The sequence below is a fragment of the Marinilabilia rubra genome (assembly GCF_003121985.1).
Lineage (GTDB): Bacteria > Bacteroidota > Bacteroidia > Bacteroidales > Marinilabiliaceae > Marinilabilia > Marinilabilia rubra.
In genome coordinates, this window is sequence record NZ_QEWP01000011.1 from 14898 (window position 1) to 39295 (window position 24398).

Genomic DNA, 24398 nt, shown 5'->3' on the forward strand with positions numbered 1-24398 from the left:
TTTCAGAAAAGCCTCTATCTTTTTACCCGTGCATTTCCACTCCAAAGACTCCAGACCATATCCTCATCCGCTGGCTGAGCGTAATCAGTAAGGAAGGTGGTTGCCAGTGCGCCGGTAGCCCATCCAAACTGAATCCATTTTTCAGGGTTCCAGTCTTTGAGGATACCGTAAAGCAAACCACCAACAAAACCATCACCTCCACCAATACGGTCCAGTACCCTGATGGGACGTGGCTCTATTACCTGCCAGTCATCTCCATGCAGCATAATGGCTCCCCAAAGGTGCTCGTTGGCACTGATCACTTCTCTGAGTGTGGTGGCAAATACAGATGCATTTGGATATGTTGCTTTCACCCGGGTGATCATCTCTTTGAAATTTTCAATTTTCTCGGATATCTCTTTGCCTCCTGCCTCAGGCCCTTCAATACCCAAACAAAGCTGAAAGTCTTCTTCATTACCTATTAAAACATCCGAAACAGAGGCTATTTCGTTAAAAGTAGCCCTTAATTCTTTTTCTCTTCCTTCCCAGAATGAGGCTCTGTAGTTAAGATCGAAAGAGATGATGGTTCCGTGCTTCCTGGCTGAACGTGCCACTTCCAGACAGAAATTACTGGTTTCCGGTGATAAGGCGGCAATCAAACCTGAAAGATGCACGATCTGAACGCCTTCTTTTCCAAAAATGCGTTCCAGGTCAAAATCTTTTGCATTGAGTGTTCGTCCTACCTCCCCGGCCCTGTCATTTTGAACACGGGGACCGCGGCCTCCAAAGCCACTGTCGGCAATATTAAACTGGTGGCGATACCCCCAGGGATCTCCCTGTTCAATATCGGAGCCTTCATAATCCATGTGACGGTTACGCAGGTTACTTTTTATGAATTTCGCAACCGGACTTCCTTTTACAAAAGTAGTGAGTACTTTAACGGGTAACCCCAGGTATGATGAAATACTGGCAACATTGGTTTCGGCGCTGGTGGCCTGCATTTTAAAAGTATCACTACTGTGAACGGGTTGGCCGTTTTCGGGCGTAATACGTACCCCCATGCTGGTGGGGACAACCATGGAATATTTAAAATCTTTTTTTAGCTGTAGGCTCATCTCTTGTTGGATTTAAAAAGTTTTAATAAATCTTTTTTCAACTTTCGGGCGGATCAACTGATTGTCACTGTTGAAAAATATTAAACTCCGCTATAGGCACTGAAGCCACCGTCCACCGGTATTACAACCCCTGTGGTAAATTCGGCCCAGTCGGACAAAAGAAATAAAAGCGTTCCGGTAACTTCATCCGGGTTACAATATCTTCCCATCGGGGTACTGTTGATGATTTTTTGTCCACGCTCCGTTGGTTTTCCTGTCTTTTCATCAATAAGCAGGAAGCGGTTTTGATCAGTTAGTAAAAAGCCCGGAGCAATGGCATTGACACGGATACCTGTCTTTGCAAAATGTACCGATAGCCATTGCGTGAAATTATTGATGGCTGCTTTAGCGGCAGAATAAGCGGGAATTTTTGTCAATGGCCGGTAGGAATTCATTGAAGATATATTGACAATAGACCCTCTTTCTTTTTCGAGCATATCCTTTGCAAATATCATAGTAGGAAGAAGGGTTCCCTGGAAATTAATATCAAAGGTTTGATTGAAGCCATCCATTTTAAGGCCAAAAAATGTACCCTCCAGGTCATCGGGGGATCCTTTCTCTATCATCTCAACTTTTGAAGTTGCCAGTGGAGAATTGCCTCCTGCTCCGTTGATCAGGTAATCAATTGAACCCAATTCGCGGTTAATCCGTACTTTGGCTTCAGCTAGGGATTCTTTGTCCATTACATCAGCTGAAATACCAATGCAAGGCGTGGAATGATTGGCCGTTATCTCCCTGGCCGTGTTTTCAGCTTTTTCTTTGTTTCGTCCAATTATTGCTGTTCTGATGCCATGTTTTGCCATAGCAGCAGCCATAAACGACCCAATGACGCCGCTGCCACCTGTAATGACGGCAACTTTGTCCCGGAGATTTAATTCTTTGACTGGAATTGTCATATTAATGCGTTTTCTGTTAGTTGAATGTATTGGGCATGCTTAAAAACCAAAATATCCTTTGGCATTTTTGTAAGATATTCCTTCCACGAGATTTTTTAGAATCTCTCTGTCATAAGGAATAATCCCTTTGTCAACTTCATTACCAATATGGTTACAGGCAATTCTTCGGAAGTATTCGTGACGTGGAAAGGAGAGGAAACTTCTTGAGTCGGTTACCATTCCCACAAAGCGGGAGAGGAGACCAAGTACAGAAAGGCTTTCCAGGTGTTTTTCCATTCCTGTTTTTTGGTCAAGGAACCACCAGGCTGCTCCATGTTGGATTTTTCCGGGAACAGATCCATCCTGGAAGTTACCAATCATGGTGACAAACATTTCGTTATCTGCGGGATTAAGGTTGTAAAGAATGGTTTTTGCCAATTCGTTATTTACGTCCAGACTATCAAGGAATCTGGATATCTTGACACTGTCCTGAGGATTACCGATGGAGTCAAAACCTGTATCCGGGCCTAGTTTGTTGAATAAACGGGTGTTGTTGTTACGCATAGCCCCCAGGTGAAATTGCTGAACCCAGCCCCGTTTGTGGTTGAGCTTGCAAAGCTCCTGCATAAGGCGAAAACGATATCCTTCAGTTTCTTCTTCTGTAAGCTTTTCACCCTGGAGCAATTTTTTAAATGCTTTGTCAGGATCCGTGCCTGCTGCATCGGTGTAATACATTCGATCAAGTCCATGGTCTGAGGCGCGGCAGCCCATTTTGTCAAAGAAGGCATGCCTCTCATCCAGTACCTTCAATAAATCGGCATAATTGGTGATTTGCTTTTCCGCTGTTTTTTCAAGTTTTTTAATGTAGGCACTAAATGCTTCAGGATCATCTGTTTTAATCAGATTATCCGGACGCCAGGTGGGACAAACTTTAACTTCAGAGTTCTTCAGACGGGCATGATCTTCCAAAGTGTCCGCGGGATCATCGGTGGTTCCCACAACGTCCACTTTCATCTTTCTGAGTATGTTTTTTACCGAAAAATCTTTGTGTTTTAACATCTCTGATGCGTCATGATAGATGTTGTCTGCTGTTTTGGAGTTGAGCAGGTCGTGAATGTTAAAATAACGAGCCAGCTCCAAATGTGTCCAGTGATAAAGTGGGTTCCCTACTGTGTGGGGGACTGTTTCTGCCCATTTCATGAACTTTTCATAAAAAGAAGGGGCTCCTGTGCAAAACTTCTCGTCGATCCCGTTGGTGCGCATGGCCCTCCATTTGTAGTGGTCTCCTTCCAGCCATACTTGCCCCAGATTGTCGAAGTTATGATCATCGGCAATCAGTTTTGGTGAAAGGTGGCAATGGAAGTCTATTATGGGTAGATCCCCGGCGAAATCATGATAGATTTCCCGGGCCGTTTTTCCTTCAAGCAAGAAATCAGGATGAATAAAGTTTTTCATGACTGATGTGATTTTTCGGTTCAGTTTCAATTAACGTTAACGGACACGAAAGTAACGTAAACTTTTTCTTTAGTCAAGTTTTTAATTTACTTTTTTCTGATTTTAATAGTATATGTTTGCTTTGATGTTTGATTCGGCTTGATTTAATGGCTTAAAAAAAGAGGGTTTAAAGATATGTTGCTTTTGGTTGTTTTTGCTCTTTTTACTGTTTATGAATGCCCAATAAGTAGTTTCTGTATGATAGTCAGAAACCTCTGCTTTTGAAAAAAGTGAGAAAAAATTTGCGTTATCCGTGCAAACGTTTGTATTTTTGCCAGTATTATTTTTAGAACTATGGCTAAACACCGAATTACAATAACAGATATTGCCAAAGAAATGGGGGTGACTCCCTCCACCGTTTCACGAGCACTTGCCGGGAATGAGCGGGTGAGTTTGAAAACCAGGGAAAGGGTGATTGCTGTAGCAAAAGATATGGGGTATCAACCCAATGTGTTGGCTTCTTCCCTAAGGAGTGGGCGAAGCGATACGATTGGGATGATTGTTCCCAGAATAAACCGGCATTTTTTTAGCAATGTAATTAGTGGTGTTGAAGCTATATTGAATCCTGCGGGTTTTAATTTATTGATATGTCAGTCTCATGAACGCGTGGAAGATGAACGCAAAGCCATTCATTCATTGCTTAGCAACCGTGTTGGGGGAATCATTATTTCCCATTCGGTGGAAACTAAATCTTTTAATCATTATAATGAAGTGTTGGCGGAAGATATTCCCCTGGTGCAGTTTGACCGGGTTACAGATGAAATTGGCGGCCCCCGTATTGTCAATGATAATTTTTTGGGGGGCATGCGCAGTACCCGTCATCTTATTAAAAATGGTTGTAAAAGGATTGCACATTTTGCCGGATCGCTTCATGTAAATGTTTACAAAGAACGGTTTGATGGGTACAAATACGCTCTTGAAAAAGCAGGGATTGTATTTGACTCTTCTTTGGTTGTTGATAACTGTATTCTTCAGGATTCAGGCTCCCAGGCAGTTGAAATACTTTTAAGATCAGAGAAGATTGATGGTGTTTTTGCTGCCAGTGACTTTTCAGCTTTAGGGGCCATCAAAAAACTGAAGGAAATGAAGGTTGTTATTCCCGGAGAGGTTAAAGTCACAGGTTTTGCAAATGAACCATTTTCAGATTTGGTGGATCCTGCTCTGTCAAGTGTTGAACAAAATGCCTTTGAAATGGGCACCCAAATAGCTCGCTTGATAATGGAGAATATTGGCAAAGAAAGCATCCCGGATGAAGAAATTCATGTCCCGGTGAGGCTTATTGTCAGGGAATCATCCCTGTCGGGGAATTCAGAAATAAGGATAAAAAAGGATTTTTAATTTATCACCAATACAAACCATTTAATAATTATTCAAAAACATAAAATTATGAATTACGAATTAAGGTACGCAGCACATCCGGAGGATTTTAAAAGTTATGATGCTGCCCGCATCCGGAAAGATTTTCTGGTGGACAGTGTTATGGTTCCCGGTGAAATTAATGTGGTTTATACGCTTTATGACCGACTTATCGTGGGTGGAGCAGTGCCAACAGATAAGCCTTTGAAGCTTGAGCCTTTTGAAGAGGTGAAAGCCGATTATTTTTTGCAACGTCGTGAATTGGGGATTATTAATATCGGCGGAAATGCGAAGATTACTGTTGATGGCACACAGTATGAACTGGGATACAAAGAAGCGCTCTATCTGGGAAGCGGTAATAAAGATGTTGTTTTCGAGTCTCTTGATTCTTCAAGACCTGCTCATCTTTATCTCAACAGTGCAACCGCTCACCAGAAACATCCAAACAAAAAAATCACATTGGATATGGCCGTTGTTGCTGACCTTGGGTCTGGTGAAAGTGCCAATGAGCGCCGCATCAATAAGTTGATTGTTAATGATGTGACACCAACCTGTCAGGTTCAAATGGGAATTACTGAATTAAAAACCGGAAGTGTATGGAATACCATGCCTCCTCACCTTCATGCCCGTCGTATGGAAGCTTATCTTTACTTTGAGGTGCCCGAAAATGAAGCCATCTGCCACTTTATGGGACAACCAGATGAAACACGTCACATTTGGATGAAGAACGAACAAGCTGTTATTTCTCCTTCATGGAGTATTCACAGCGCTTCCGGAACCGGCAGTTACTCATTTATTTGGGGCATGGCCGGTGAAAACCAGGATTTTGGTGATATGGATCACTTTACCCAGCAAGAATTGAGATGAAAAATTTTGACATCCCGAAATGTTCCGTTTATATTAAAAACTAATGACAAAGGGCATTTCGGAATTCATTTTAAAAACCAAAAGAATCGAAAATGAGTTTCATAAATAGTTTGTTCGACCTTAGTGACAAAGTAGCCCTTGTCACCGGCGGTAGCCACGGCATAGGTATGGCAATTGGAAAAGCACTGGGCAAAGCAGGTGCAAAGGTTGTGATTAATGGACGCTCACAGGAAAAGCTCGAAGAGAGCAAAAAAGAATTTGCAAAAGATGGAATTAATGTATCCGTTTTTGCTTTTGATGTTAACAGTGAAGAAGCCGTAGATCAAGGCGTATCCGCAATTGAGGGAAAAGTGGGCCCAATTGATGTTTTGGTAAATAACGCCGGACTGATTAAGCGTATTCCTATGCTTGAGATGCCGGTGGATGAATTCAAAAAGGTTATTGATATTGATTTGGTATCACCATTTATTGTTGCCAAGCGGGTTGTGCCCGGGATGATTGAACGCAGACAGGGTAAAATTATCAACCTGTGTTCGATGATGAGTGAATATGGACGCAATTCTGTATCTGCTTATGCGTCAGCAAAAGGTGGACTCAAGTTGTTGACGGCAAACATGGCTTGTGAGTGGGCCAAATACAATATTCAGATTAACGGTATTGGTCCGGGGTATATTGCAACAGCCCAAACAGCCCCAATTAGAGAGGGTAATCATCCTTTTAACGATCTTGTAATGACACGTACTCCCGCCGGACGTTGGGGCGAGCCCGAAGATATTGGAAATGCAGCCTTATTCTTGGCCAGTAACGCCAGTAATTTTGTGAATGGGCATGTATTATATGTTGATGGAGGAATTCTTGCAAACTTTGGGTATGTGAAAGGCGAAAATGAGATTAATGACTAAAAATCATATCGCTATGCAAGTAAAAACAATTTTTATTTTGGCACTGTTTGCTGCTTTGGTGGCTGGCTGTAAAGCTCCCCAAAGTGGTTATGAGGTAACCAATAAGTTGGAAGATCCGCTACAAGACAAAGCCGTTGTTCTGACTTACGATGAGGTCAATCAGTATCTGCCTGGAGACATTGGCAGTGACTACATTGTGGTTGTCGATGCTGATGGCAATAATTTACCATCACAATGTGATGATCTTAATAACGATGGACAATGGGATGAATTGGCCTTTTTGGTAGATCTGGCTGGTGGAGAAAACAAAACAGTTTACTTCGACGCTGTTCCCAAATCCGAGGTGCCGGACTATACAAAGAGGACCAATATTCGATTTGGCTATAAAGATGAACCTTATGTAGAAGTTACGGATGAGGCTCGACTTAAGAGTACAGACAGTCCCACCATTTCGGAAGTTTTTCAGATGGAAGGCCCGGCCTGGGAAAATGATAAAGTCGGTTTCCGCAACTATTATGATGCCCGTAATGGGATTGATATTTACGGTAAGAGAACCACAGAAATGGTGTTGGATTCAGCCGGTATCAGAGGTCAGAATTATCATGAATTGGACGATTGGGGGATGGATATCCTAAAGGTTGGTAATTCTCTCGGAGCCGGTGCTATTGGCATTCGCATTGGTGATGAAGTTAGTCGCGTGGGGAAATCTGAAAAAGGAACCTACGAATTTATTACAGAGGGCCCTGTGCGTGCAATGTTTGAGCTTAAATACGTAGGTGTGCCTGTTGGGGCAAGAACCTATGACATTACCCATCGCATTTCAATATGCGCAGGAGACCTGTTTTACAGAAGCAAAGTTTCTGTTGATGGACTTCAGGGAGATGAACAGTTGGTGACTGGTATTGTGAATATGCACCAGAAGGAATCTTTCAGGATGGAGGAAGGTGATTATCGAATACTGGCATCACATGGCAGCCAGGCATATCAGGGAGAAAAACTGGGTATGGCGGTATTGGTTCCAAGAAATAGTTTTGTGGAAACATGGAAAGCTCCTGATGAGGGTGAAGGTATTGTGGAAACCCATATGGTCGCCATTGACCTTGAGGTTAATACGCCTGCAAAATATTGCTTCCTCAGCGGATGGGAATACCAGGATGAAGGTTTTAAAACCGAAGATTATTTTCGGGAACAAGTGGTGCATGCAGCTCACATGCTCTCCAATAAGTTTTAAGTATTTGAAATATGTCTTTAAGAAGGCATAAGTGTTGACAAACGGTTAAATGTTTGTGGTAGTTAACAAGCATTTTTTGATGATATTTTTTCAAAGAAATCAGAAGTTTGCTTATCTTGTGCCTGTTTTTATATAGGTTTTATTAGTTGTGTGTGAAAGGAGTGGGGCTGTCATCCCAGACAGTTTCACTCTTTTTTATTTATATTCAAGATCATCCTGTTACAGTCAAAATTGGAGTTATACAGGGTCTGTTGAAAAATGCTTATGCTGCTGCCAGTCAGGGGGGTCAGCGAGAAGTCTTAATGGGCGACTTCAAGGTCTTACGGGCCAATCGGAAATTAAGCATGATGTGGGCGGATCGGTTTAAACGGACTGGTTCCGATATCTATTTTGTAAAGATGTAGTGGAAAACTCCCAAAAACCATAATCGGGATTTCGTTCTTTTTTGGGCAATGTCCAAAAAGACAAATAAATAGTCTTTGCAAGAAAACACCAACTACTTCGTTATTCTCGTTTTTGAAAACAGTCATTTACGAAGGCTGTAGTTTAAAAATGCGTTTTTGCCCTTGGAGATTAAATTGTGCAAGGCCTTGCAAGGACAAAGTCACCATCTTAAAGTAAAAAGGCATCTTCCATTGGTAAGGTTCGATCCCCAAAAACACGCAAAAATAAACTTAAGCCTTTACGAAAAAGTAAACTCCTTGATTTCAATAACTTCGAAAGCCTCGTATTTGGCGCCTTCTTATCAAAGACTGGAAAAACCTTTGTTTTCTTACTGGCGCTAAATATGAAATGGAGCTTATGAATTTTTCAGCAGCTAAACAACTTGCTTTGTAGAAAAAAGGCTGCCTCCGTTAGTTAGAAGCAGCCTTGAAAATGTTTTGGTTAAATTGTTATTTTGACTCTATAATGTCAATAAGCTCCACCTCGAACATTATGGTTTCGTTAGGTCCAATATCTGTGCCGGCACCATTTTGACCATAAGCCAGATCAGAAGGAATGTACAATTTCCATTTGGCTCCCACAGGCATCATGGTTAAAGCTTCCTGCCAGCCTTTTATTACACCCTTTACTCTGAAAGATGCTGTGTCACCCCGCTCAACAGAACTGTCAAAAACCGTTCCGTCAATTAAAGTTCCGTGATAGGTACACTTCACGCGATCTTCAGGAGTGGGAACGGGGCCATCGCCTTCTTCAATTACTTTGTACTGGAGTCCGCTTTCTGTGGAAATAACTCCGTCTTTTAAAGCGTTTTCATCCAAAAATGCTTGTCCTTTTTTTAGGTTTTCAGCTGCATCGGCTTTTTTTTGACTGTCTCTTTTCTCTTTGTTCTTTTGAAATATCTTCCTAACATAAACATCAGCGGTCATGTCTGTAAAGTAAGACTTGTCGTAAGCAACTTCGTTAAAAAAACCTTTTTTGAACATTGCTACATTCAGTGTGTCAAATTGGTTCTTTCGGAATTCCATGTATCGATCCAGAATATTTGCATCTTTGAATGCCAGGGCAACTTGTTTGAAGTCCAGTGTGTCGAAAGGGGCTTGCTGAACCCGCTCTTTCCAGCTGTTGGCCTCAATAAAACCCAATGCATAACTCAAACTGTCCAGTTCTGTTTCCATGTTAGCTTCACCGGTATGGGGAACCCGGTTGCATGCCGAAGCAAAGAATGACGCTGCAATTAATCCAATTGCCAGATGTTTTACTTTCATAAATGCGAATTATGTTTTGTTATACTGATTAAAATTATTTTTTCGGAGGCGAAATTTACAAAAAAATGTAAGAAAACAATGAATTCTGTTGGCTTTGAATGGGCTTAGGCGAATATATTTCATTGTAATTTATGTGATTGCTTATCAAGGTAGTTGTTGATAAGAGAAAAGCTCCACAGTTCTGATTTTTTTTTACCTTACCATCTTCTGTCTTTTTACTGCTCTCAGCATATCCCTTTTGCCGGGAGGTCCCGGGATTTTTTCGAGTGATAATCCTGCACTCTTTAAAGCTCTTTTTACGGTTCCTTTGGCACTGTAGGTTGTTAGTGTCCCACCCTCATTCATGTGTTGAGCCAGATATTCAAATATCCCGGGCGTCCACAATTCAGGTTGTTTGTCAGGAGCAAAAGCATCAAAATAGATGAGGTCAAACCGGATTGAAGTATTGAAATCCTCAAGACTTCCTGCTTCTTTGAAGAGGGTGAAGTTTTTATGAATTTCTTCTTTGCTGTTCCAGGGTGCCTCATGTAACTTCTCGAAATAATTTGCTGCCTCGGCAATATGGAGGCAGTCCGGATAATTGATCCGGGAAACAAGTTCCGGGTTTACAGGATATCGTTCCAGACTGTGGTAATAAATGTTTTTATCCTGCCCGTAAAGCAGCGTTAAGAGGGCATTCAGACCTGTCCCAAAGCCAATTTCCAGAATGTTTAATTGATTACCGGGATGGTGATTGAAACCGGCTTCAATGAAAACATGCATAGACTCCTGAATTGCCCCGTGTATAGAGTGATAATGCTCATCCAGATCGGGTCGGTAAAGCGTGGAAGACCCGTCCTCTGATATCTTAAGCTGTATTGAGGGGTGGTTTGTTGACATTGTTATTTTTGAAGCAAAGGTAGAAAATAGTTTGTTTATATTTTCCCGGCTTTATGCAGTAACTTCTTTTGTCCTTTTTAATATCAAGTTTTAAATCAATACTCAGCTTAAACTTTTACGACGCGCTAAAAATCAGAAATTTGTGTTTTTAAGAATTTGTTTGTTAAAATACAGAATATCAAGATTGTACGAATCATTTTACATCTTACATCTAAAAATCTAACAATCTATTGTATACTTGCATCTGTGACCAGGAAGATTATTCATATAGATATGGATGCCTTTTTTGCCTCAATAGAGCAAAGAGACAACCCCTCTTTAAGAGGTAAGCCCGTCGCCGTTGGAGGGAGTAGTGACAGGGGTGTAGTGGCTGCAGCGAGTTACGAGGCCCGTGTGTATGGTGTTCATTCTGCCATGCCTTCAAAAATCGCTGCACGTAAATGCCCCGGCCTGATATTCGTAAAGTCGCGCTTCGATGTATATAAGGCCGATTCTTCCAAAATAATGGAGATTTTCAGAGATTATACCAATTTGGTTGAACCACTGTCCATTGATGAAGCCTTTCTTGATGTTACGACCAATAAAGTGGGGATGCCGTCAGCAACCATTATTGCCCGCGATATTAAAAAGAGGATTAAGGAAGCTACCGGACTGACGGCTTCAGCAGGGATAAGTGTCAATAAATTTCTGGCAAAAATTGCCTCCGATCAGGATAAACCTGATGGGTTGTTTGTTATAAAACCAGATGAGGTGCTGGATTTCATTGAGAGTCTGCCGGTAACAAAGTTTTTTGGTGTAGGTCCCAGTACTGCCCGTAAGATGCACGATCTCCAGCTTTTTACCGGTGGGGATTTACGTAAGGCTGACTTTTCCATGCTTGTAAGGAACTTTGGGAAGTCTGGTATTTTCTTTCACAATATTGCTAACGGGATTGATGAGCGGCCTGTTGTTACTCATAGAATAAGAAAGTCTGTTGGTATCGAGAATACTTTCTCACAAGATTTGAGTACAAGGGATGAAATGCTCACCGAATTACGAAATCTGGAAAAAGGATTGTGGGATAGAGTTAAAAGACACGGTGCTTATGGTAAAACCCTTACTCTGAAGGTGAAATATAGCGATTTTGAGCAAATCACCCGATCGCATACTTTTTCGGATTATGTAACCGATCCCAAATTAGTCCATCAGGCTGTTATAGATTTATTAAATTTGGCAGATATGGAAAAACCCGTGAGATTACTTGGGATTTCTATTTCAAACTTTAAAGAGAAAGAATCAGAGGGACCGGTGCAACTGACCATTAAATTTGATTAACCATTAACTCATTCCGGACAATAGTGATTTTGTTTCTATTAATATACCAATAGATCGTTAGAATTTTAGATACCTGCCTGACGCGAGTCACGTTAGATATTAGATTTAAGTAACCCAGCCGCGCGGAAGCCGGAAACTGGAGGCTGGAAGTTAGAAGCTGGAAACTTTTGACTATAAGAAATTTTGATTCTTTTTGCGGCATATTTAAAAAACTAAGAAAATTATAAAAAACACATTTTAAATGGTTTATGACTCCACCTGGATAAAAGAAAATTCGTAACATGTTATAAATTAGCAAAAAAAAATGAAAGAGGTATTCTTGTAATTAATTGATTACGAATTTATTGTTGAAGTTTAACGGAGTGTTGAGATAAATAACAGTTAAATATGAAATTTGATAACATAACCATTGTTGTTGCCATGGAGGCCGAGGCCAAACCGGTAATTGAAAAACTTAATCTTGAAGAAGATCATTCTTATTGCCCGGGGATGCCCATGCTTGGCTGGACAGGCCATTTTAATGGAATAAAGCTTTCATTGGTTATTAATGGCAAAGATCCCGAAACAAATCTTGACTTGATTGGAACACAGGCAGCCACTTTGGCCACTGATTATGCCATTAGTCACTATTCTCCTCAGCTTATTATAAATATGGGGACAGCAGGTGCTTTTGGTGAAAATGGCTCAGAAATCGGGGATGTTTATTTAAGTCGCGATCATGTGGTTTTTCACGATCGGAGGGTGCCAATTCCCGGCTGGGATAAACAAAGTATTGGGTATTTCAAAGTTTGGGATACTGAGGAGTTGGCGTTGAAAGAAAATTTTAAAACCGGTATTGTCACAACCAGCAATTCACTGGATATGCCCCCGATAGATGAGAAGAATATTCGCGCTCTTGGAGGGGAAGTAAAAGAGATGGAAGCGGCTGCTGTTGCCTGGGTGGCCAGACTTCATGGCATTCCGTTGTTTTGTGTAAAAGCTGTAACGGATCTGGTAGACTCCGGTATTCCAACAGAGGAAGAGTTTCGGCAAAATTTGAATTTGGCCACCGGTAATTTGGAAAAGGCTATTGTAAAAGTTCTTAATTATCTGGCCGATTGATTCTTCCGGTAATTCTTTTCAGGTACAATTTGAGAAGATCAATCCCACGGTGCTTCCCAAACTGGTGGTCCATGTACTGTATTTCCGGAAAAAACTCTCTGAATAACAAATTTGCTTTGTTTTTTATGCCGGGCAAACCTGCAATTTCCTGAAGGACCATTTTTTTGTGTTTTGTTTTAGGATCTTGCTCTGCCAGGAACATTTCTTTTGGCGGAAAAGGCGTTGTCAGGTTTTGTTCATTTTTTTCATCCAAAAGCAGGCATGACCATTGGATGATTGTGTCTATTTGCTTTTCCGCTTTCGGGTTCAGGTTTTTTACTTGTTTTAGAAAACCGGAATCTTTTTTATGACGGTTTAGAATGAGGGCAATATCTAAAAGCCATCCCAGTCGCATTCCGCCCATTTTGTACCCTTTGAAGGCATGGGTGATGAGGTGATAGGCCTGCATGGTATCATCAAATACGCTTATTTCAGGATGATTCTTTATTCTCTTCAGATTGCCAAAGAGATTGGCAGAAGAAGGGTTCAGTGCACTGCCCATGGCGAAGAGTCTTTGGTGAGGTTCTATCATGATATTTTGCCAGCTGAGAGCCGAAATATGTGCGTGCATCTGGTCATGGAGCTTTGAAATCGGAACATGGACAGGTTTGGCTCCATTGTTCAACATCAGATCTCTGAGTTTGAAAATGTCTTTATCCGGCACTAACAGGTCAATATCCCCCATTGGTCTCAGAGCTTCTTCGGGATAAAGAGAAAAAGCCAGGGCAGTACCTTTAAGAGGAATAATCTGAATGTTGTTTTCAGCTGCCAGTGCATGCAACTCTTTAAAAACTTTCCACTTCTGCTGATTCATTACCAATGTTTGCAGGTATTGCATTCGAAGGCCGGCTTTTACACGGTCAGAAAATTGAACCCCTTTAATACTGGCATTGTTTATTCTGTAAAATAACCATGGAGCTACACCATTTCGGGCCGCAAAATATAGAAGAGACTCTTCATCATCCTTCTCAAGCTTAAGTTTGGATGAAATGTCCTGATTAGGTTTGCAAAGTTCAAATACCATGTTTGCCATTGGGGATTTGAAAGGCTCCATATTCCGATTTTTAATAATTAATTTCAAAGTTAATGGATATGCTTAAATATGTACGAATTCTCCAGAAGGCAATTATATTTTTATTGCTTTTCGTTATGGTACTTATTCTGTTGGTGAGTACTGTAAATATTATTTTAACAGTTGTTTCTGCTGCGGTTTCAGATCCCCGTGAATTTTTTACCGCAGATCAGCTTCAATCCCTTTTTGGATTGTTTTTGGTTATTTTAATTGGAATTGAGCTCCTTGATACTGTTAAAGCCTTTCTTAAAGAAGAGGAAATCCATGTAGAAATTGTTCTCCTGGTCGCAATTATTGCGATTGCCAGAAAAGTTATTGTATGGGATTTTTCTGAATATGAAGTTGAGCAATTGTTTAGTCTTTCTGCTATGTTACTTGCGTTGGCTCTTTCTTATGGCATTATTAAGGGAACCTGGACGAAAGTTATTCTTGAAAAAATATTTGCTAAAGGAAAAAGGAAAGAAATAATCTCGGAGGATGATGAAAAATTGCATCATTGAGCGCTTGCTCGGCCTGTGACGACATGTTAAGGAAGGTGTGTTTTTTGTCCGGGGATGTTAATATTTTGTTATTTGTATTGTTTAATCTTTTTTTTTCTTGACATTCTCTGGTTAATGGATTAATTTAGATGTAATTTGTAAAACAACTTGTAAAAAGCAATAAATCAATGAAGTAAAAGCCTCGTTATTTAGAATGGGTCTAAATCATGGAATAAAAAAGTTGATTAAATATTTGCAAGCGTTTATTTTTTAATTATATTTGTTAGACAGAAATCAATAAAAATCCATACACCATGACATCAATTCAGTTTAACAACCGTCTTTTGGGGCTTCAAGACAAGCTTTTGTATTTTGCCCTTAGTTTAACAGCAAATGATGACGATGCACATGATCTTTTGCAGGAAACTATTCTTAAAGCTTTGACTTATCGGAATCAGTTTGTAGCGAACACAAATTTCAAAGCCTGGGTGTTTACCATCATGAAAAACACCTTTATTAATAATTACAGACGCAATCAAAAAACCAGAAATACATTTGATGGATCTGATGATGCATTCAAGCATGCTTTCAGGAAAAACTATGCGTCAGAAACGCCGGAAATGGTTCATTCCGTAACAGAAATGAATCAGTACATTGAACAACTTGGAGATGAGTTTCGCATTCCGTTCCGCATGCATACTGATGGATACAAGTATAAAGAGATTGCAGAAGAACTTGATTTGCCTATTGGTACAGTTAAAAGTCGCATTTTCTTCACTCGTAAAAAATTACAGGAAATGTTGAAGGACCGTGAGGGCAGTTACGCTGTATGATTTTTTTAAACAACCTATTTAGGTAATAGGGTTCTTAAATAAGATAAATTTAGGGTTTGGGTTTAGTGGATGAGTGGGCAACCGGCCACCTGTTAAGGCAGTGGTCGGTTGTTTTTTGTTTATTCTTTGCCTTAAGCATCATGGTTGTTGATAAAATGTATATTAACCACTGAAAAGTGTTGAGCATATTTTTTATCTTTATATCCAATCACCAGGTTTTTAAATCACATTTTTTAATAAATTCTTAATTTCCAAATGAGTCAAAAAGCAAAGACAGGGCGATATCAAAGAATCTATACGCAGATTGAAGAATTAATTGTGGCAACTGAAAGTCCATGGTCACGAATGAGTACCATTGCTGCATTGTTGCATCATAAGTTTTCCGGTTTCTTCTGGACCGGCTTTTATTATCTTGATGATCAGAATAATTTAATTGTAGGACCTTATCAAGGACCTATTGCTTGTTTGAAATTAAAAAAAGATACAGGGGTCTGTTGGGCCGGGATTAATAAAATGGAGAGTGTTGTGGTAGGGGATGTAGAAGAATTTCCCGGGCACATTGCCTGTTCTTCTCTAAGCAAATCAGAGATTGTAGTTCCGGTTAAAAATAAAGAAGGAAAAGTGGTTGCCGTTCTTGATGTTGACAGTCGGGAGTTAAATGCTTTTGATGATACGGACCGTATAGAACTTGAAAAGATTGTAGAATTGATTTATTGTTAGTAAAACTGTTGGTTTTTATTCAATGCTTTGCTATCCAGAGGATTCTGGGTTGTTAGAGGTCGATAATCAACCATTTGCAATTAAGGGCGTATTTGTGTAAAGCTTATGTTATCAGAATTATATGGCTTGTCTTAATTTGCAGGTCTTTTCCGAAGCTTCGGGACTAACGATTTATTGATATTTACACAATTCAATACTCCGTTATCCCGATGGTTCGGGATTGGAAAGGGCTATAAATCAACTTTTTGGAATCATGTGCATGATTGCTTTAAGGCCCTGGTTATTAGCACCATATGATTCATCTTAAATCTAATATCTAAAAATCTAACGATCTATTGACAAATAGAAGACAGATTCAACCAATTGAGAATTAAATTTTGAAAGAATGAGGAAAACTGCTTTTGTGACTGGATCTGCCAAAAGGATTGGTTCAGCAATTTCTGAATACCTTGCATCTTCCGGATGGGAGGTTGTATTGCACTATAACCATAGCCGCGATGATGCTGCACACTTGTCGGAAAAGCTAAAACAATTGTATCCTGACAGGCTGTTTCCCATTTTTCAGTGCGATTTAAGCGTGTCTGATGCTGTTTTATCTGTGTTTAACCGACTGCCTGAGGGTATTGAAAAGATTGATGCCTTGATTAATAATGCCAGTATTTTCGATCCCGGTAAGATTGATGAAACTTCTCTGGGCTTCTTACGAAAACAAATGATGGTCAATTTTGAGGCTCCTTTTTTGCTGATGCAGGCATTTAAAAACCATTTTGGAGAAGGGAGTGTGGTAAATTTGCTGGATACTAAAATTGTAAAAAATGAAGGGACCCATGCAGCATATTTATTGGCTAAAAAAAATCTGGCTGAACTTACGCGAATGGCAGCTCTCGACTTTTCGCCCGTTATTCGGGTAAATGGTGTTGCTCCCGGACCGGTATTGCCTCCGCCCCGTAAAAGTTCTGATTACCTTAAGGATGTTGTTGAAAAAACACCCTTGAAGAAGCAGGTTGACGTTAATGATATTGCATTTTCAGTTTACTTTTTGTTGAACAATCCCTCTGTTACCGGACAGGTTATCTTTTGTGACAGCGGTTCTCATCTTGTTTAAGGCTTATGGCTACAATTTCAATAAAGGATCTTTTATTGCGAACCCAGGTTGGGTTTAATCCCCATGAATTGGGGAAAAAACAGGATATTGTTATCAATCTTGTAATTGATTATTCACTGAATGGGGAAGAAGACAGTGATGAGCCTGAGGAAGCTCTCGATTACAGGGATATTTGTAAAACAATTATAGCACTGGTTGAAAGTAAAAGCTATAATCTTTTGGAAAAAATTGCCAATGACATAACTGGTTTACTTTTGCAGTACCAAAGGGTTCAGAGGGTGACAGTGGAGGTTGATAAACCTCACGCCCTGAGATTTTCAAAAAGTGTTTCCTTTTCCATAACAAAAAACCGGAAAGCAAACTGATCTCATAAAAAAACAGAATAACCGTAATCCATGGCAAACCGCGTAATAATAGGACTTGGATCAAATATTAACCCTGAACAAAATATACGGGAAGCCTTCGAAATACTTGACTCGAGGTATGGTTTACTGAAATCTTCAGGACCGGTAAAGACTTCTCCGATTGGCATTACTGATCAACCGGATTTTTACAATGCAGTTGGCCTCATTGAATTTTCGCTTTCGGCCAATGAGTTGAAAAAACAGTTGAAAGGCATTGAGGATGAGATGGGGCGAGATAGAAATCGTCCCAAATACGGACCTCGGGAAATTGATCTCGATATTCTCTTATGGAATGGAGAAGTGGTCGATGAGGATTATTATGAGCGTGAGTTTTTACAACAATTGGTGAAGGAAATTCGAAAATAGCTTGTAACGCGAAAATCTTCTACAGTCATAAAAAACGCGAAAATCAAAAGATTCATCATCTCCTGATTTCCGCGTTTTTATGTTTTGTGGCTGTAAACTCAGCCTTATGAATATGCTTAGCCTATATTTCCCAGAATTATTTCTTCTGAACTCATTTCACCACCGGCCAACAACATTGCTGTGTCAATAAGTGCCAGGTGCGAATAAGCCTGAGGGAAGTTTCCTAGTAAACGTTTTGTTTGGAAATCAAGATCTTCACTGAATAAACCCAAGTGATTGGAATATTTTAACAATTCCTCAAATTTTTGCCTGGCCTCTTCTTTTTCCCCGATTTTATACAGAGCTTTTACAAGCCAGAAGGAGCAAATTGTAAAGGCAGAGGATGGTTGTCCAAAATCATCTTTGTTTTTGTATCTAAACATTAGTCCGTTATGCTCAAGTTCTGCCTGGGTGGCTTTCACAGTACTTTTGTATTTTGGATCATCACCACTGATGAAACCATAGGCTTCCATCAGCAGAACAGAAGCATCAAGGTCTTCAGAGCCATAAGCCTGGGTAAACGACTGTTTGTTTTCTGACCACGCATTTTTATAGATGTCATTCTTGATTTTGTCTCTCAATCTGCCCCACGATTTTATGTACTCTTTTTGATGGAGCAATTCAGCGATTTTAATACCACGGTCGGCAGCTACCCAGCAGAGTATCTTACTGAAAGTAAAGTGTTTTGAACTGTGTCTGATTTCCCAGATTCCTTTGTCAGGTTTTTGCCAGTTTCGCTCAACAACTTTGATTATGTTGCGGGTTATGGTCCACAGTTCTTCACTGTGCTCCAACGAAGTTGTAAATAAGTGGAACAACTGGTATATTACATCAACAAGAATTCCATAAATGTCATTCTGCTTTTGCTTGTACGCGGCGTTGCCAATTCTTACAGGTTTACTGCCTTCATAACCATCAAGGTGCGGAAGTTCGTATTCTGTAAGTTTTTTCTCCCCGTTAATGCCATACATGATCTGGATCTTTTCATCCTTGTCAGGAAGCAAGTCAATGATGAAATTCAGATATTTGTGAGCAACATTGAAATGCCCTAGCATAGTCATCACCTTAATAACCATCGAAGCGTCCCTAATCCAGCAAAATCTGTAATCCCAGTTTCTAACTTCGCCTATGGTTTCAGGCAGGGAAGTAGTGGCAGCTGCCAGTATGGCTCCCGATTTATGATAACTCAGAAGTTTTAGCAACAAAGCACTCCGCATTATTTCATCGTTGTAATCCTTAAAACGGGTAGTGCGCTCAGCCCAGTTTAACCAGTAAACCTTGGTCCTTTGTAATTTTAAATGAGCCCGGGTAATATTTTGAGCAAGCAATTTTTGGTTGTAACTAATCAGTATGAACTCATCCTGCTCGATGGTGATCGGCAATTGACCTACAACCGAAAGTTTGTCCATACTTGTGTAAAGATATAAAGAGTCGTAACTTCCTTTGGTGGTATAGGCTTTTACATATTTTCCATTGAATGTTATGTGAGTGTCGAATTTCCCATATTCCAAACGTGGATCAAAGTGGACTTTTATCTTTGGTTTTCCCTCGATCCATTTTATGTAACGGACCAGATCCGGAGGCAGATAATAAGTGCCATTGTCCATTTTGTAACGTGGCATGAAATCATGAATCTCAAAGGTTCCGTCAGCACATTCAAATCGGGTAATCAAAACATTCGAATGAAATTCATATCTTTGAGTAATGTCAGCACCTGTTACGGATACTATCGAGAAGTAACCTCCTTTGTCTTTATCTAACAGGGAGGCAAACATGGAAGGAGAATCGAACTTAGGCAAGCAAAGCCATTCCACTGAGCCTTTATCTGATATAAGGGCTGCACTTTTTCCGTTTCCTACTATGCCATAATTTAGGTTCTTCATGTGTCGTCGCGTGTTCAATCAATTAACGGTTATAGTTCGAATTATCGCTGCAAAGTTTGTAAAATAAAGAAAAAACACTATACTTTATAGCAAAATAAAAATATTAAAACCATGAAAAAACTTCATATTGTTTCTAATCGATTACCATTCAGTATAGTTTCAGAAGAAGATAAATTTTTGTTAAAACCTTCTGTGGGTGGATTAGCAACCGGAATGAAATCGGTTTATAAAGATTTTGAAGGTCGCTGGATTGGGTGGCCTGGAGTGGCAACTGAAAGCTATACCGCTGACCAATTCAAAGAAATTCAGGAAATGCTCAGTGCAGAAGGATGCGAAACTGTGCCGCTCTCTTCCAGTGAAGTACATACTTTTTATGAAGGTTTTTGCAACCGCACTATCTGGCCCCTCTTTCATTACTTTAATCAATATGTAGATTATTCAACCGAGTTTTGGCAGTCATACGTAGAAGTGAATCAAAAGTTTGCCGACAGAACTCTTGAAGTGGTTGAAGAGGGTGATTTTGTTTGGGTACATGACTATCAATTAATGTTGGTGCCCGGTATGATCAAAGCCAAAAGGCCGGATATTACCATTGGTTTCTTTTTACATATACCATTCCCGTCATACGAAATATTCAGGATGCTTCCGTGGCGTAACGAATTGCTGGAGGGATTATTGGGAGCCGACCTGATAGGATTTCATACTTACGATTATGAAAGACACTTCCTTAGTAGTGTTCGTCGATTATTTGGATATGAAATTTCATTTAACCAAATCCATATAGGAGAGCGGATTGTTTTGGCCGATGCTTTCCCAATGGGAATAGATTACGATAAATTCAGTAATTCAGCCATTAAAACAATATCCAAACCTTTACAGGAAAAATCGCCATTACATCAGGAGCTTGAGAAATACTTTTTGGTCTCTCCGGATCGCAAGTTGATTTTGTCCATTGACCGGCTTGATTATTCAAAAGGAATCCCCCATCGGTTAAGAGCTTTCGAATACTTCCTGGAAAAGTATCCTGAATACGGAACCAAGGTCACACTGGTTATGTTAGCCGTCCCTTCCCGAAATTCAGTTCCGGAATATCAAAAACTAAAAAGGGAGGTGGATGAACTTGTAGGCCGAATCAACGGAATGTACGGTTCTGTGAACTATTCGCCGGTTTGGTATTTCTACCGCTCCATGCCATTTGAAAACCTCGTTGAGCTCTACAGTATGAGCGATGTGGCGCTGCTAACTCCTGTCAGGGACGGAATGAACCTGGTTGCCAAGGAATATGTTGCTTCCAGAACCAATCAAACCGGGGTCATGATTATTAGTGAAATGACAGGTGTGGTGAAAGAAATGGGAGAAGCCCTTGTTATTAATCCCAACCATGAAGGAGAGGTTGCAGATGCGATTAAGCAGGCACTTGAAATGCCTGTTGATGAGCAACGAAGCCGAATGTCGGTTATGCAGAAGCGACTGAAGCGTTATGATGTATTTAAATGGGCGGAGCAATTTGTTTCGTCGTTGAAACGTATTAATCAGATACAGAGTGAATTTCTGGCTAAAAAGATCACTCCCAGACTTAGTGAGAAACTCCTCAAAAACTTTTCCCAAGGTAAATCAAGAGCCATATTCCTCGATTATGATGGTACTTTGACACACTTTAAAAAGGCTACCAGGGAAGAGGAGCCAAGCGCTGCTCCGGATAATACCTTGCACAAAATTCTTGATGCACTAACAGATGATGAACGAAATGAAGTGATCCTGATTAGTGGCAGGGATAAAGAAACGTTAAGTAAATGGTTTGATAAATCTGATGTAAGCCTCATTAGTGAGCATGGGGTTTGGATGCGCGAAAGAGGCAAGGAGTGGCAAATGCTTACCAATGCCACCAATTCCTGGATGCCTATGGTTCGTCCAATTCTGGATAGCTTTGTTGTTAGAACACCGGGCACCTATCTTGAGGAGAAGAATTACTCTCTGGTTTGGCATTACGAAAAAGCTGAAGCTGAACTGGGTGAATTGCGTGCCAATGAGCTTAAGGATGAATTGACCACTATGGTGGCCAATCACAACCTTGAGATTATGGAAGGTAATATGGTTGTTGAAGTCAAGACTGGTGGAATTAACAAAGGTGTGGCAGCAAACCGCTTCCTGCTGAATAAACAGTTTGATTATATTATGGCGATGGGCGATGATTGGACGGATGAGTATTTATTCCGCGAATTGCCGCCCGAAGCTGTTACCATAAAAGTGGGAATTAAGCATACCAATGCCTCCTATAAATTGGAGACTGTGGATGCTGTAAGAAACTTCCTGCGCGAAATGTCTAAGAATCACTAATCCAAATTTTAATATTTAATTTTTTACTTATGAATGGAAATGAATTTTCAGGACAAGAGATACCTCCTGTCCTTCAAAAACTCTTAAAGAATATCAGGAGTGTCATTTTGGTAGTGGCAGTCGTTGTTGTAGCCTGGAGCGGTTTTTTTCAGGTTGGCCCTGAAGAAGCCGGGGTAATTGTCCGGTTTGGGAAATACACTAAAACGGTGATGCCGGGTCTTAATTTTAAGATCCCCTTTATAGAACAGGTATACAAAGTTCCGGTTGAAAGGCAGCAAAAATTAGAATTTGGCTTTAGAACAACCAGTGCAGATGTCAGGTCTCAATACACCAAAAGGGGAACCGAAGATGAGTCCCTGATGCTTACAGGTGATCTAAACCTGGCAGATGTGGAGTGGGTTGTGCAATTCCGGGTTAATGATCCCTACAAATTTTTGTTTAAAGTTAGAAACCCTGAATCTACACTTAGGGATGTTTCTGAAGGTGCTGTTCGCCAAATCGTTGGTGACCGTACTGTAAATGAAGTTTTGACTGTTGGTCGTACCGAAATAGCTGCAAGTGTTGAGCAGCTTATTCAAAAACTTGCCAATAGTTATGAATTGGGCGTTAAAATTGACCAGGTGGTGCTTCAGGATGTCAATCCGCCTGATCCTGTAAAAGCCGCTTTTAATGCGGTGAATGAAGCCCAGCAGGAAAAGGAAACACTTATTAATCAGGCCAAATCGGAGTACAATAAGGTGATTCCAAAGGCCAAAGGTCAGGCTGAAGAAACTATTCAGAAGGCTGAAGGTTATGCTGTGGAGCGTGTGAATAATGCGGAGGGACAAGTTGCAAGATTTAATGAACTTTATTCAGAGTATGTTCGTGCCCCTGAGGTTACACGTCAACGTATTTATCTTGAAACTTTGCAAAAGGTTTTACCTGAACTGGGGAATAAAATTATAACCGATCAGGATGGAAATAGTGTTCTTCCCTTATTGCAAATGCAAATGGATAATGTGAAGAAATTAAACACCACAGGAGGAAATCAATAACCTGTTTTTATCTTTTTCTGAGTGCTCCGGTTAAAATGTTGGATAGAGCATTTTTTCTAAGATTGCATTTGGCAGAACCATCGCTGAATTCCGGCACTCATATGAAGAGATAACTTAAAATAAATGACAAGTATTATGAATAAAAATAGAATCATAGCAGTTGTAGTAATTGCCTTTTTGGCCTTAATTACACTCATGGGAAGTATTTTTGTGGTGGATGAAACCGAACAGGTGGTCGTCACCCAATTTGGTAAACCTGTGGGGGATGCCATTACAGAACCGGGTCTGAAGTTCAAAGCGCCTTTTATTCAAACAGCCAATTTTTTTGAAAAGCGGTTTTTGGAGTGGGATGGTGATCCCAATCAAATTCCAACCAAAGACAAAAAGTTCATCTTTGTGGATACTTATGCCCGTTGGCAAATTGTTGATCCTTTGCAGTTTTTTAAACGCTTAAGAAATGAACTGGGTGCTCAATCCCGTTTGGATGACATCCTTGATGGAGAAACCCGTGACTTTATTGCCAATCACGATTTGATCGAAGCGGTAAGGACCAGTAACCGTCAGCCACTGTCAGTAGGGGTAATAAGCGAAATGATTGGTGATAGCCTTGAATCTATTGAAGTAGGCCGGGAGAAAATTCAGGCCATGATATTACAAGCTGCCAATGAGCAGACTGAAGACCTTGGAGTAAAGATCCTGGATTTCAGGTTTAAGCGTATCAACTATGTAGAGGACGTAAGGACTCAGGTCTATGAAAGAATGAAAAGTGAACGTTATCGCATTGCTGATAAATTCCGTTCTGAAGGCCAGGGCGAAGCTTCAAGGATTAATGGTGAAAAGGAGCGGGAACTGAAGACCATTCGTTCACAGGCGTTCCGTGAAGCTGAAGAAATCATGGGTAAAGCTGATGGAGAGGCAGCTGCAGTATATTCCTCAGCCTACAATAGAAGTACTTCTGCCCGAAATCTGTACAGCTTCATGAAGTCGATGGAAACATTTGAGAAGACCTTTGATGATAAAACCCATGTCATTATTTCTACAGATAGTGAATTGTATCGTTACCTGAAAAGTTCCGATTAAAGACTTTGTCTTTGTCGTGATACCATTATGGCGGTTTTAACATAAATCGCGATCATTCATCTTCAATATTGATTTAAAATTAGCTATATTTGTTATAGTTCGGAAGCTAAAATCAATGTTGGAGATGAATTTTTTATTTGGTGTAA

General features: G+C 40.3%; 22 protein-coding genes. 15 read left to right on the forward strand and 7 right to left on the reverse strand.

All coding sequences use genetic code 11. From position 1 onward, the window contains the following. Positions 1 to 14: 14 nt before the first annotated feature. From DDZ16_RS13400 to uxaC, 3 genes are all read right to left on the reverse strand, one after another. Complete coding sequence (locus tag DDZ16_RS13400; protein ID WP_109264997.1) at positions 15 to 1094, reverse strand: sugar kinase; 1080 nt, start codon at positions 1092 to 1094, stop codon at positions 15 to 17. 80 nt (positions 1095 to 1174) lie between these two features. Continuing rightward, positions 1175 to 2029 carry an SDR family oxidoreductase gene (locus tag DDZ16_RS13405; protein WP_109264998.1) on the reverse strand — a complete coding sequence of 285 codons (855 nt, stop codon included), beginning with the start codon at positions 2027 to 2029 and terminating at the stop codon, positions 1175 to 1177. Positions 2030 to 2068: 39 nt separating this feature from the next. Next, positions 2069 to 3463, reverse strand: coding sequence for a glucuronate isomerase (gene uxaC, locus DDZ16_RS13410; protein WP_109264999.1), 1395 nt, complete (start codon positions 3461 to 3463; stop codon positions 2069 to 2071). Between the two features lie 333 nt (positions 3464 to 3796). On the opposite strand from uxaC, the gene DDZ16_RS13415 reads away from it, so the two are divergent. The 4 genes from DDZ16_RS13415 (at position 3797) to DDZ16_RS13430 (ending at position 7858) form a co-directional block, all read left to right on the forward strand. Next, entirely contained in the window at positions 3797 to 4840 is a 1044-nt protein-coding gene (locus DDZ16_RS13415) for a LacI family DNA-binding transcriptional regulator (RefSeq protein WP_109265000.1), read from the forward strand. 48 nt (positions 4841 to 4888) lie between these two features. Continuing rightward, a complete protein-coding gene (gene kduI, locus DDZ16_RS13420; RefSeq protein WP_109265001.1) occupies positions 4889 to 5725 on the forward strand; it encodes a 5-dehydro-4-deoxy-D-glucuronate isomerase in 837 nt (278 codons plus the stop codon). 92 nt (positions 5726 to 5817) lie between these two features. Next, the gene (locus tag DDZ16_RS13425; RefSeq protein WP_109265002.1) at positions 5818 to 6627 is read left to right on the forward strand and encodes a gluconate 5-dehydrogenase; all 810 of its coding nucleotides are present in this window, start codon (positions 5818 to 5820) and stop codon (positions 6625 to 6627) included. A gap of 13 nt (positions 6628 to 6640) precedes the next feature. Then, positions 6641 to 7858: a DUF4861 domain-containing protein gene (locus DDZ16_RS13430; protein WP_109265121.1), complete on the forward strand. Its 1218-nt coding sequence runs from the start codon at positions 6641 to 6643 to the stop codon at positions 7856 to 7858. 893 nt (positions 7859 to 8751) lie between these two features. On the opposite strand, the gene DDZ16_RS13445 is transcribed toward DDZ16_RS13430, so the two are convergent. Together DDZ16_RS13445 and mnmD are read right to left on the reverse strand one after the other, a co-directional pair. Beyond that, complete coding sequence (locus DDZ16_RS13445) at positions 8752 to 9567, reverse strand: FKBP-type peptidyl-prolyl cis-trans isomerase (protein ID WP_109265005.1); 816 nt, start codon at positions 9565 to 9567, stop codon at positions 8752 to 8754. Positions 9568 to 9759: 192 nt separating this feature from the next. After that, positions 9760 to 10446, reverse strand: coding sequence for a tRNA (5-methylaminomethyl-2-thiouridine)(34)-methyltransferase MnmD (mnmD, locus tag DDZ16_RS13450; protein WP_109265006.1), 687 nt, complete (start codon positions 10444 to 10446; stop codon positions 9760 to 9762). Positions 10447 to 10692: 246 nt separating this feature from the next. On the opposite strand from mnmD, the gene dinB reads away from it, so the two are divergent. Then, entirely contained in the window at positions 10693 to 11760 is a 1068-nt protein-coding gene (dinB, locus tag DDZ16_RS13455; RefSeq protein WP_109265007.1) for a DNA polymerase IV, read from the forward strand. Between the two features lie 387 nt (positions 11761 to 12147). Next, positions 12148 to 12861: a phosphorylase family protein gene (locus DDZ16_RS13465; protein WP_109265009.1), complete on the forward strand. Its 714-nt coding sequence runs from the start codon at positions 12148 to 12150 to the stop codon at positions 12859 to 12861. On the opposite strand, the gene DDZ16_RS13470 is transcribed toward DDZ16_RS13465, so the two are convergent. Continuing rightward, complete coding sequence (locus DDZ16_RS13470; protein ID WP_109265010.1) at positions 12842 to 13954, reverse strand: nucleotidyltransferase domain-containing protein; 1113 nt, start codon at positions 13952 to 13954, stop codon at positions 12842 to 12844. The genes DDZ16_RS13465 and DDZ16_RS13470 overlap by 20 nt on opposite strands. Positions 13955 to 13992: 38 nt before the next feature. Here DDZ16_RS13470 and DDZ16_RS13475 point away from each other — a divergent pair, with 38 nt between their 5' ends. From DDZ16_RS13475 to folK, 6 genes are all read left to right on the forward strand, one after another. After that, positions 13993 to 14472 (forward strand): phosphate-starvation-inducible PsiE family protein, encoded by a 480-nt coding sequence (locus DDZ16_RS13475; protein ID WP_109265122.1) that lies wholly within the window; start codon positions 13993 to 13995, stop codon positions 14470 to 14472. Positions 14473 to 14765: 293 nt separating this feature from the next. Further along, positions 14766 to 15284 carry an RNA polymerase sigma factor gene (locus DDZ16_RS13480; protein WP_109265011.1) on the forward strand — a complete coding sequence of 173 codons (519 nt, stop codon included), beginning with the start codon at positions 14766 to 14768 and terminating at the stop codon, positions 15282 to 15284. 255 nt (positions 15285 to 15539) lie between these two features. Then, a complete protein-coding gene (locus DDZ16_RS13485) occupies positions 15540 to 16004 on the forward strand; it encodes a GAF domain-containing protein (protein WP_109265012.1) in 465 nt (154 codons plus the stop codon). A 385-nt stretch (positions 16005 to 16389) separates the two neighbouring features. After that, positions 16390 to 17109 carry an SDR family oxidoreductase gene (locus tag DDZ16_RS13490; RefSeq protein WP_109265013.1) on the forward strand — a complete coding sequence of 240 codons (720 nt, stop codon included), beginning with the start codon at positions 16390 to 16392 and terminating at the stop codon, positions 17107 to 17109. A 5-nt stretch (positions 17110 to 17114) separates the two neighbouring features. Next, on the forward strand, positions 17115 to 17474 hold the full coding sequence (locus DDZ16_RS13495) for a dihydroneopterin aldolase (protein WP_109265014.1): 360 nt from the start codon (positions 17115 to 17117) through the stop codon (positions 17472 to 17474). Positions 17475 to 17504: 30 nt separating this feature from the next. Next, the gene (folK, locus tag DDZ16_RS13500) at positions 17505 to 17879 is read left to right on the forward strand and encodes a 2-amino-4-hydroxy-6-hydroxymethyldihydropteridine diphosphokinase (protein WP_109265015.1); all 375 of its coding nucleotides are present in this window, start codon (positions 17505 to 17507) and stop codon (positions 17877 to 17879) included. 116 nt (positions 17880 to 17995) lie between these two features. Here the strand turns inward: folK and DDZ16_RS13505 are convergent, their stop codons facing one another. Next, positions 17996 to 19801 carry a glycoside hydrolase family 15 protein gene (locus DDZ16_RS13505; RefSeq protein ID WP_109265016.1) on the reverse strand — a complete coding sequence of 602 codons (1806 nt, stop codon included), beginning with the start codon at positions 19799 to 19801 and terminating at the stop codon, positions 17996 to 17998. A gap of 111 nt (positions 19802 to 19912) precedes the next feature. Here DDZ16_RS13505 and DDZ16_RS13510 point away from each other — a divergent pair, with 111 nt between their 5' ends. From DDZ16_RS13510 to hflC, 3 genes are all read left to right on the forward strand, one after another. Further along, positions 19913 to 22138 carry a bifunctional alpha,alpha-trehalose-phosphate synthase (UDP-forming)/trehalose-phosphatase gene (locus tag DDZ16_RS13510; protein ID WP_109265017.1) on the forward strand — a complete coding sequence of 742 codons (2226 nt, stop codon included), beginning with the start codon at positions 19913 to 19915 and terminating at the stop codon, positions 22136 to 22138. Between the two features lie 29 nt (positions 22139 to 22167). Next, positions 22168 to 23172 carry an FtsH protease activity modulator HflK gene (gene hflK / locus DDZ16_RS13515; protein ID WP_109265018.1) on the forward strand — a complete coding sequence of 335 codons (1005 nt, stop codon included), beginning with the start codon at positions 22168 to 22170 and terminating at the stop codon, positions 23170 to 23172. Positions 23173 to 23307: 135 nt separating this feature from the next. Further along, positions 23308 to 24252: a protease modulator HflC gene (gene hflC, locus DDZ16_RS13520; RefSeq protein WP_109265019.1), complete on the forward strand. Its 945-nt coding sequence runs from the start codon at positions 23308 to 23310 to the stop codon at positions 24250 to 24252. The last annotated feature ends 146 nt before the right edge of the window (positions 24253 to 24398 follow it).

Bases quoted from the DNA above. Each gene is read 5' to 3' on its own strand.
- DDZ16_RS13400 (WP_109264997.1), bottom strand. From the start codon at position 1,094: ATGAGCCTACAGCTAAAAAAAGATTTTAAATATTCCATGGTTGTCCCC.
- DDZ16_RS13405 (WP_109264998.1), bottom strand. From the start codon at position 2,029: ATGACAATTCCAGTCAAAGAATTAAATCTCCGGGACAAAGTTGCCGTC.
- uxaC (WP_109264999.1), bottom strand. From the start codon at position 3,463: ATGAAAAACTTTATTCATCCTGATTTCTTGCTTGAAGGAAAAACGGCC.
- DDZ16_RS13415 (WP_109265000.1), top strand. From the start codon at position 3,797: ATGGCTAAACACCGAATTACAATAACAGATATTGCCAAAGAAATGGGG.
- kduI (WP_109265001.1), top strand. From the start codon at position 4,889: ATGAATTACGAATTAAGGTACGCAGCACATCCGGAGGATTTTAAAAGT.
- DDZ16_RS13425 (WP_109265002.1), top strand. From the start codon at position 5,818: ATGAGTTTCATAAATAGTTTGTTCGACCTTAGTGACAAAGTAGCCCTT.
- DDZ16_RS13430 (WP_109265121.1), top strand. From the start codon at position 6,641: ATGCAAGTAAAAACAATTTTTATTTTGGCACTGTTTGCTGCTTTGGTG.
- DDZ16_RS13445 (WP_109265005.1), bottom strand. From the start codon at position 9,567: ATGAAAGTAAAACATCTGGCAATTGGATTAATTGCAGCGTCATTCTTT.
- mnmD (WP_109265006.1), bottom strand. From the start codon at position 10,446: ATGTCAACAAACCACCCCTCAATACAGCTTAAGATATCAGAGGACGGG.
- DDZ16_RS13465 (WP_109265009.1), top strand. From the start codon at position 12,148: ATGAAATTTGATAACATAACCATTGTTGTTGCCATGGAGGCCGAGGCC.
- DDZ16_RS13470 (WP_109265010.1), bottom strand. From the start codon at position 13,954: ATGGAGCCTTTCAAATCCCCAATGGCAAACATGGTATTTGAACTTTGC.
- DDZ16_RS13475 (WP_109265122.1), top strand. From the start codon at position 13,993: ATGCTTAAATATGTACGAATTCTCCAGAAGGCAATTATATTTTTATTG.
- DDZ16_RS13480 (WP_109265011.1), top strand. From the start codon at position 14,766: ATGACATCAATTCAGTTTAACAACCGTCTTTTGGGGCTTCAAGACAAG.
- DDZ16_RS13485 (WP_109265012.1), top strand. From the start codon at position 15,540: ATGAGTCAAAAAGCAAAGACAGGGCGATATCAAAGAATCTATACGCAG.
- DDZ16_RS13490 (WP_109265013.1), top strand. From the start codon at position 16,390: ATGAGGAAAACTGCTTTTGTGACTGGATCTGCCAAAAGGATTGGTTCA.
- DDZ16_RS13495 (WP_109265014.1), top strand. From the start codon at position 17,115: ATGGCTACAATTTCAATAAAGGATCTTTTATTGCGAACCCAGGTTGGG.
- folK (WP_109265015.1), top strand. From the start codon at position 17,505: ATGGCAAACCGCGTAATAATAGGACTTGGATCAAATATTAACCCTGAA.
- DDZ16_RS13505 (WP_109265016.1), bottom strand. From the start codon at position 19,801: ATGAAGAACCTAAATTATGGCATAGTAGGAAACGGAAAAAGTGCAGCC.
- DDZ16_RS13510 (WP_109265017.1), top strand. From the start codon at position 19,913: ATGAAAAAACTTCATATTGTTTCTAATCGATTACCATTCAGTATAGTT.
- hflK (WP_109265018.1), top strand. From the start codon at position 22,168: ATGAATGGAAATGAATTTTCAGGACAAGAGATACCTCCTGTCCTTCAA.
- hflC (WP_109265019.1), top strand. From the start codon at position 23,308: ATGAATAAAAATAGAATCATAGCAGTTGTAGTAATTGCCTTTTTGGCC.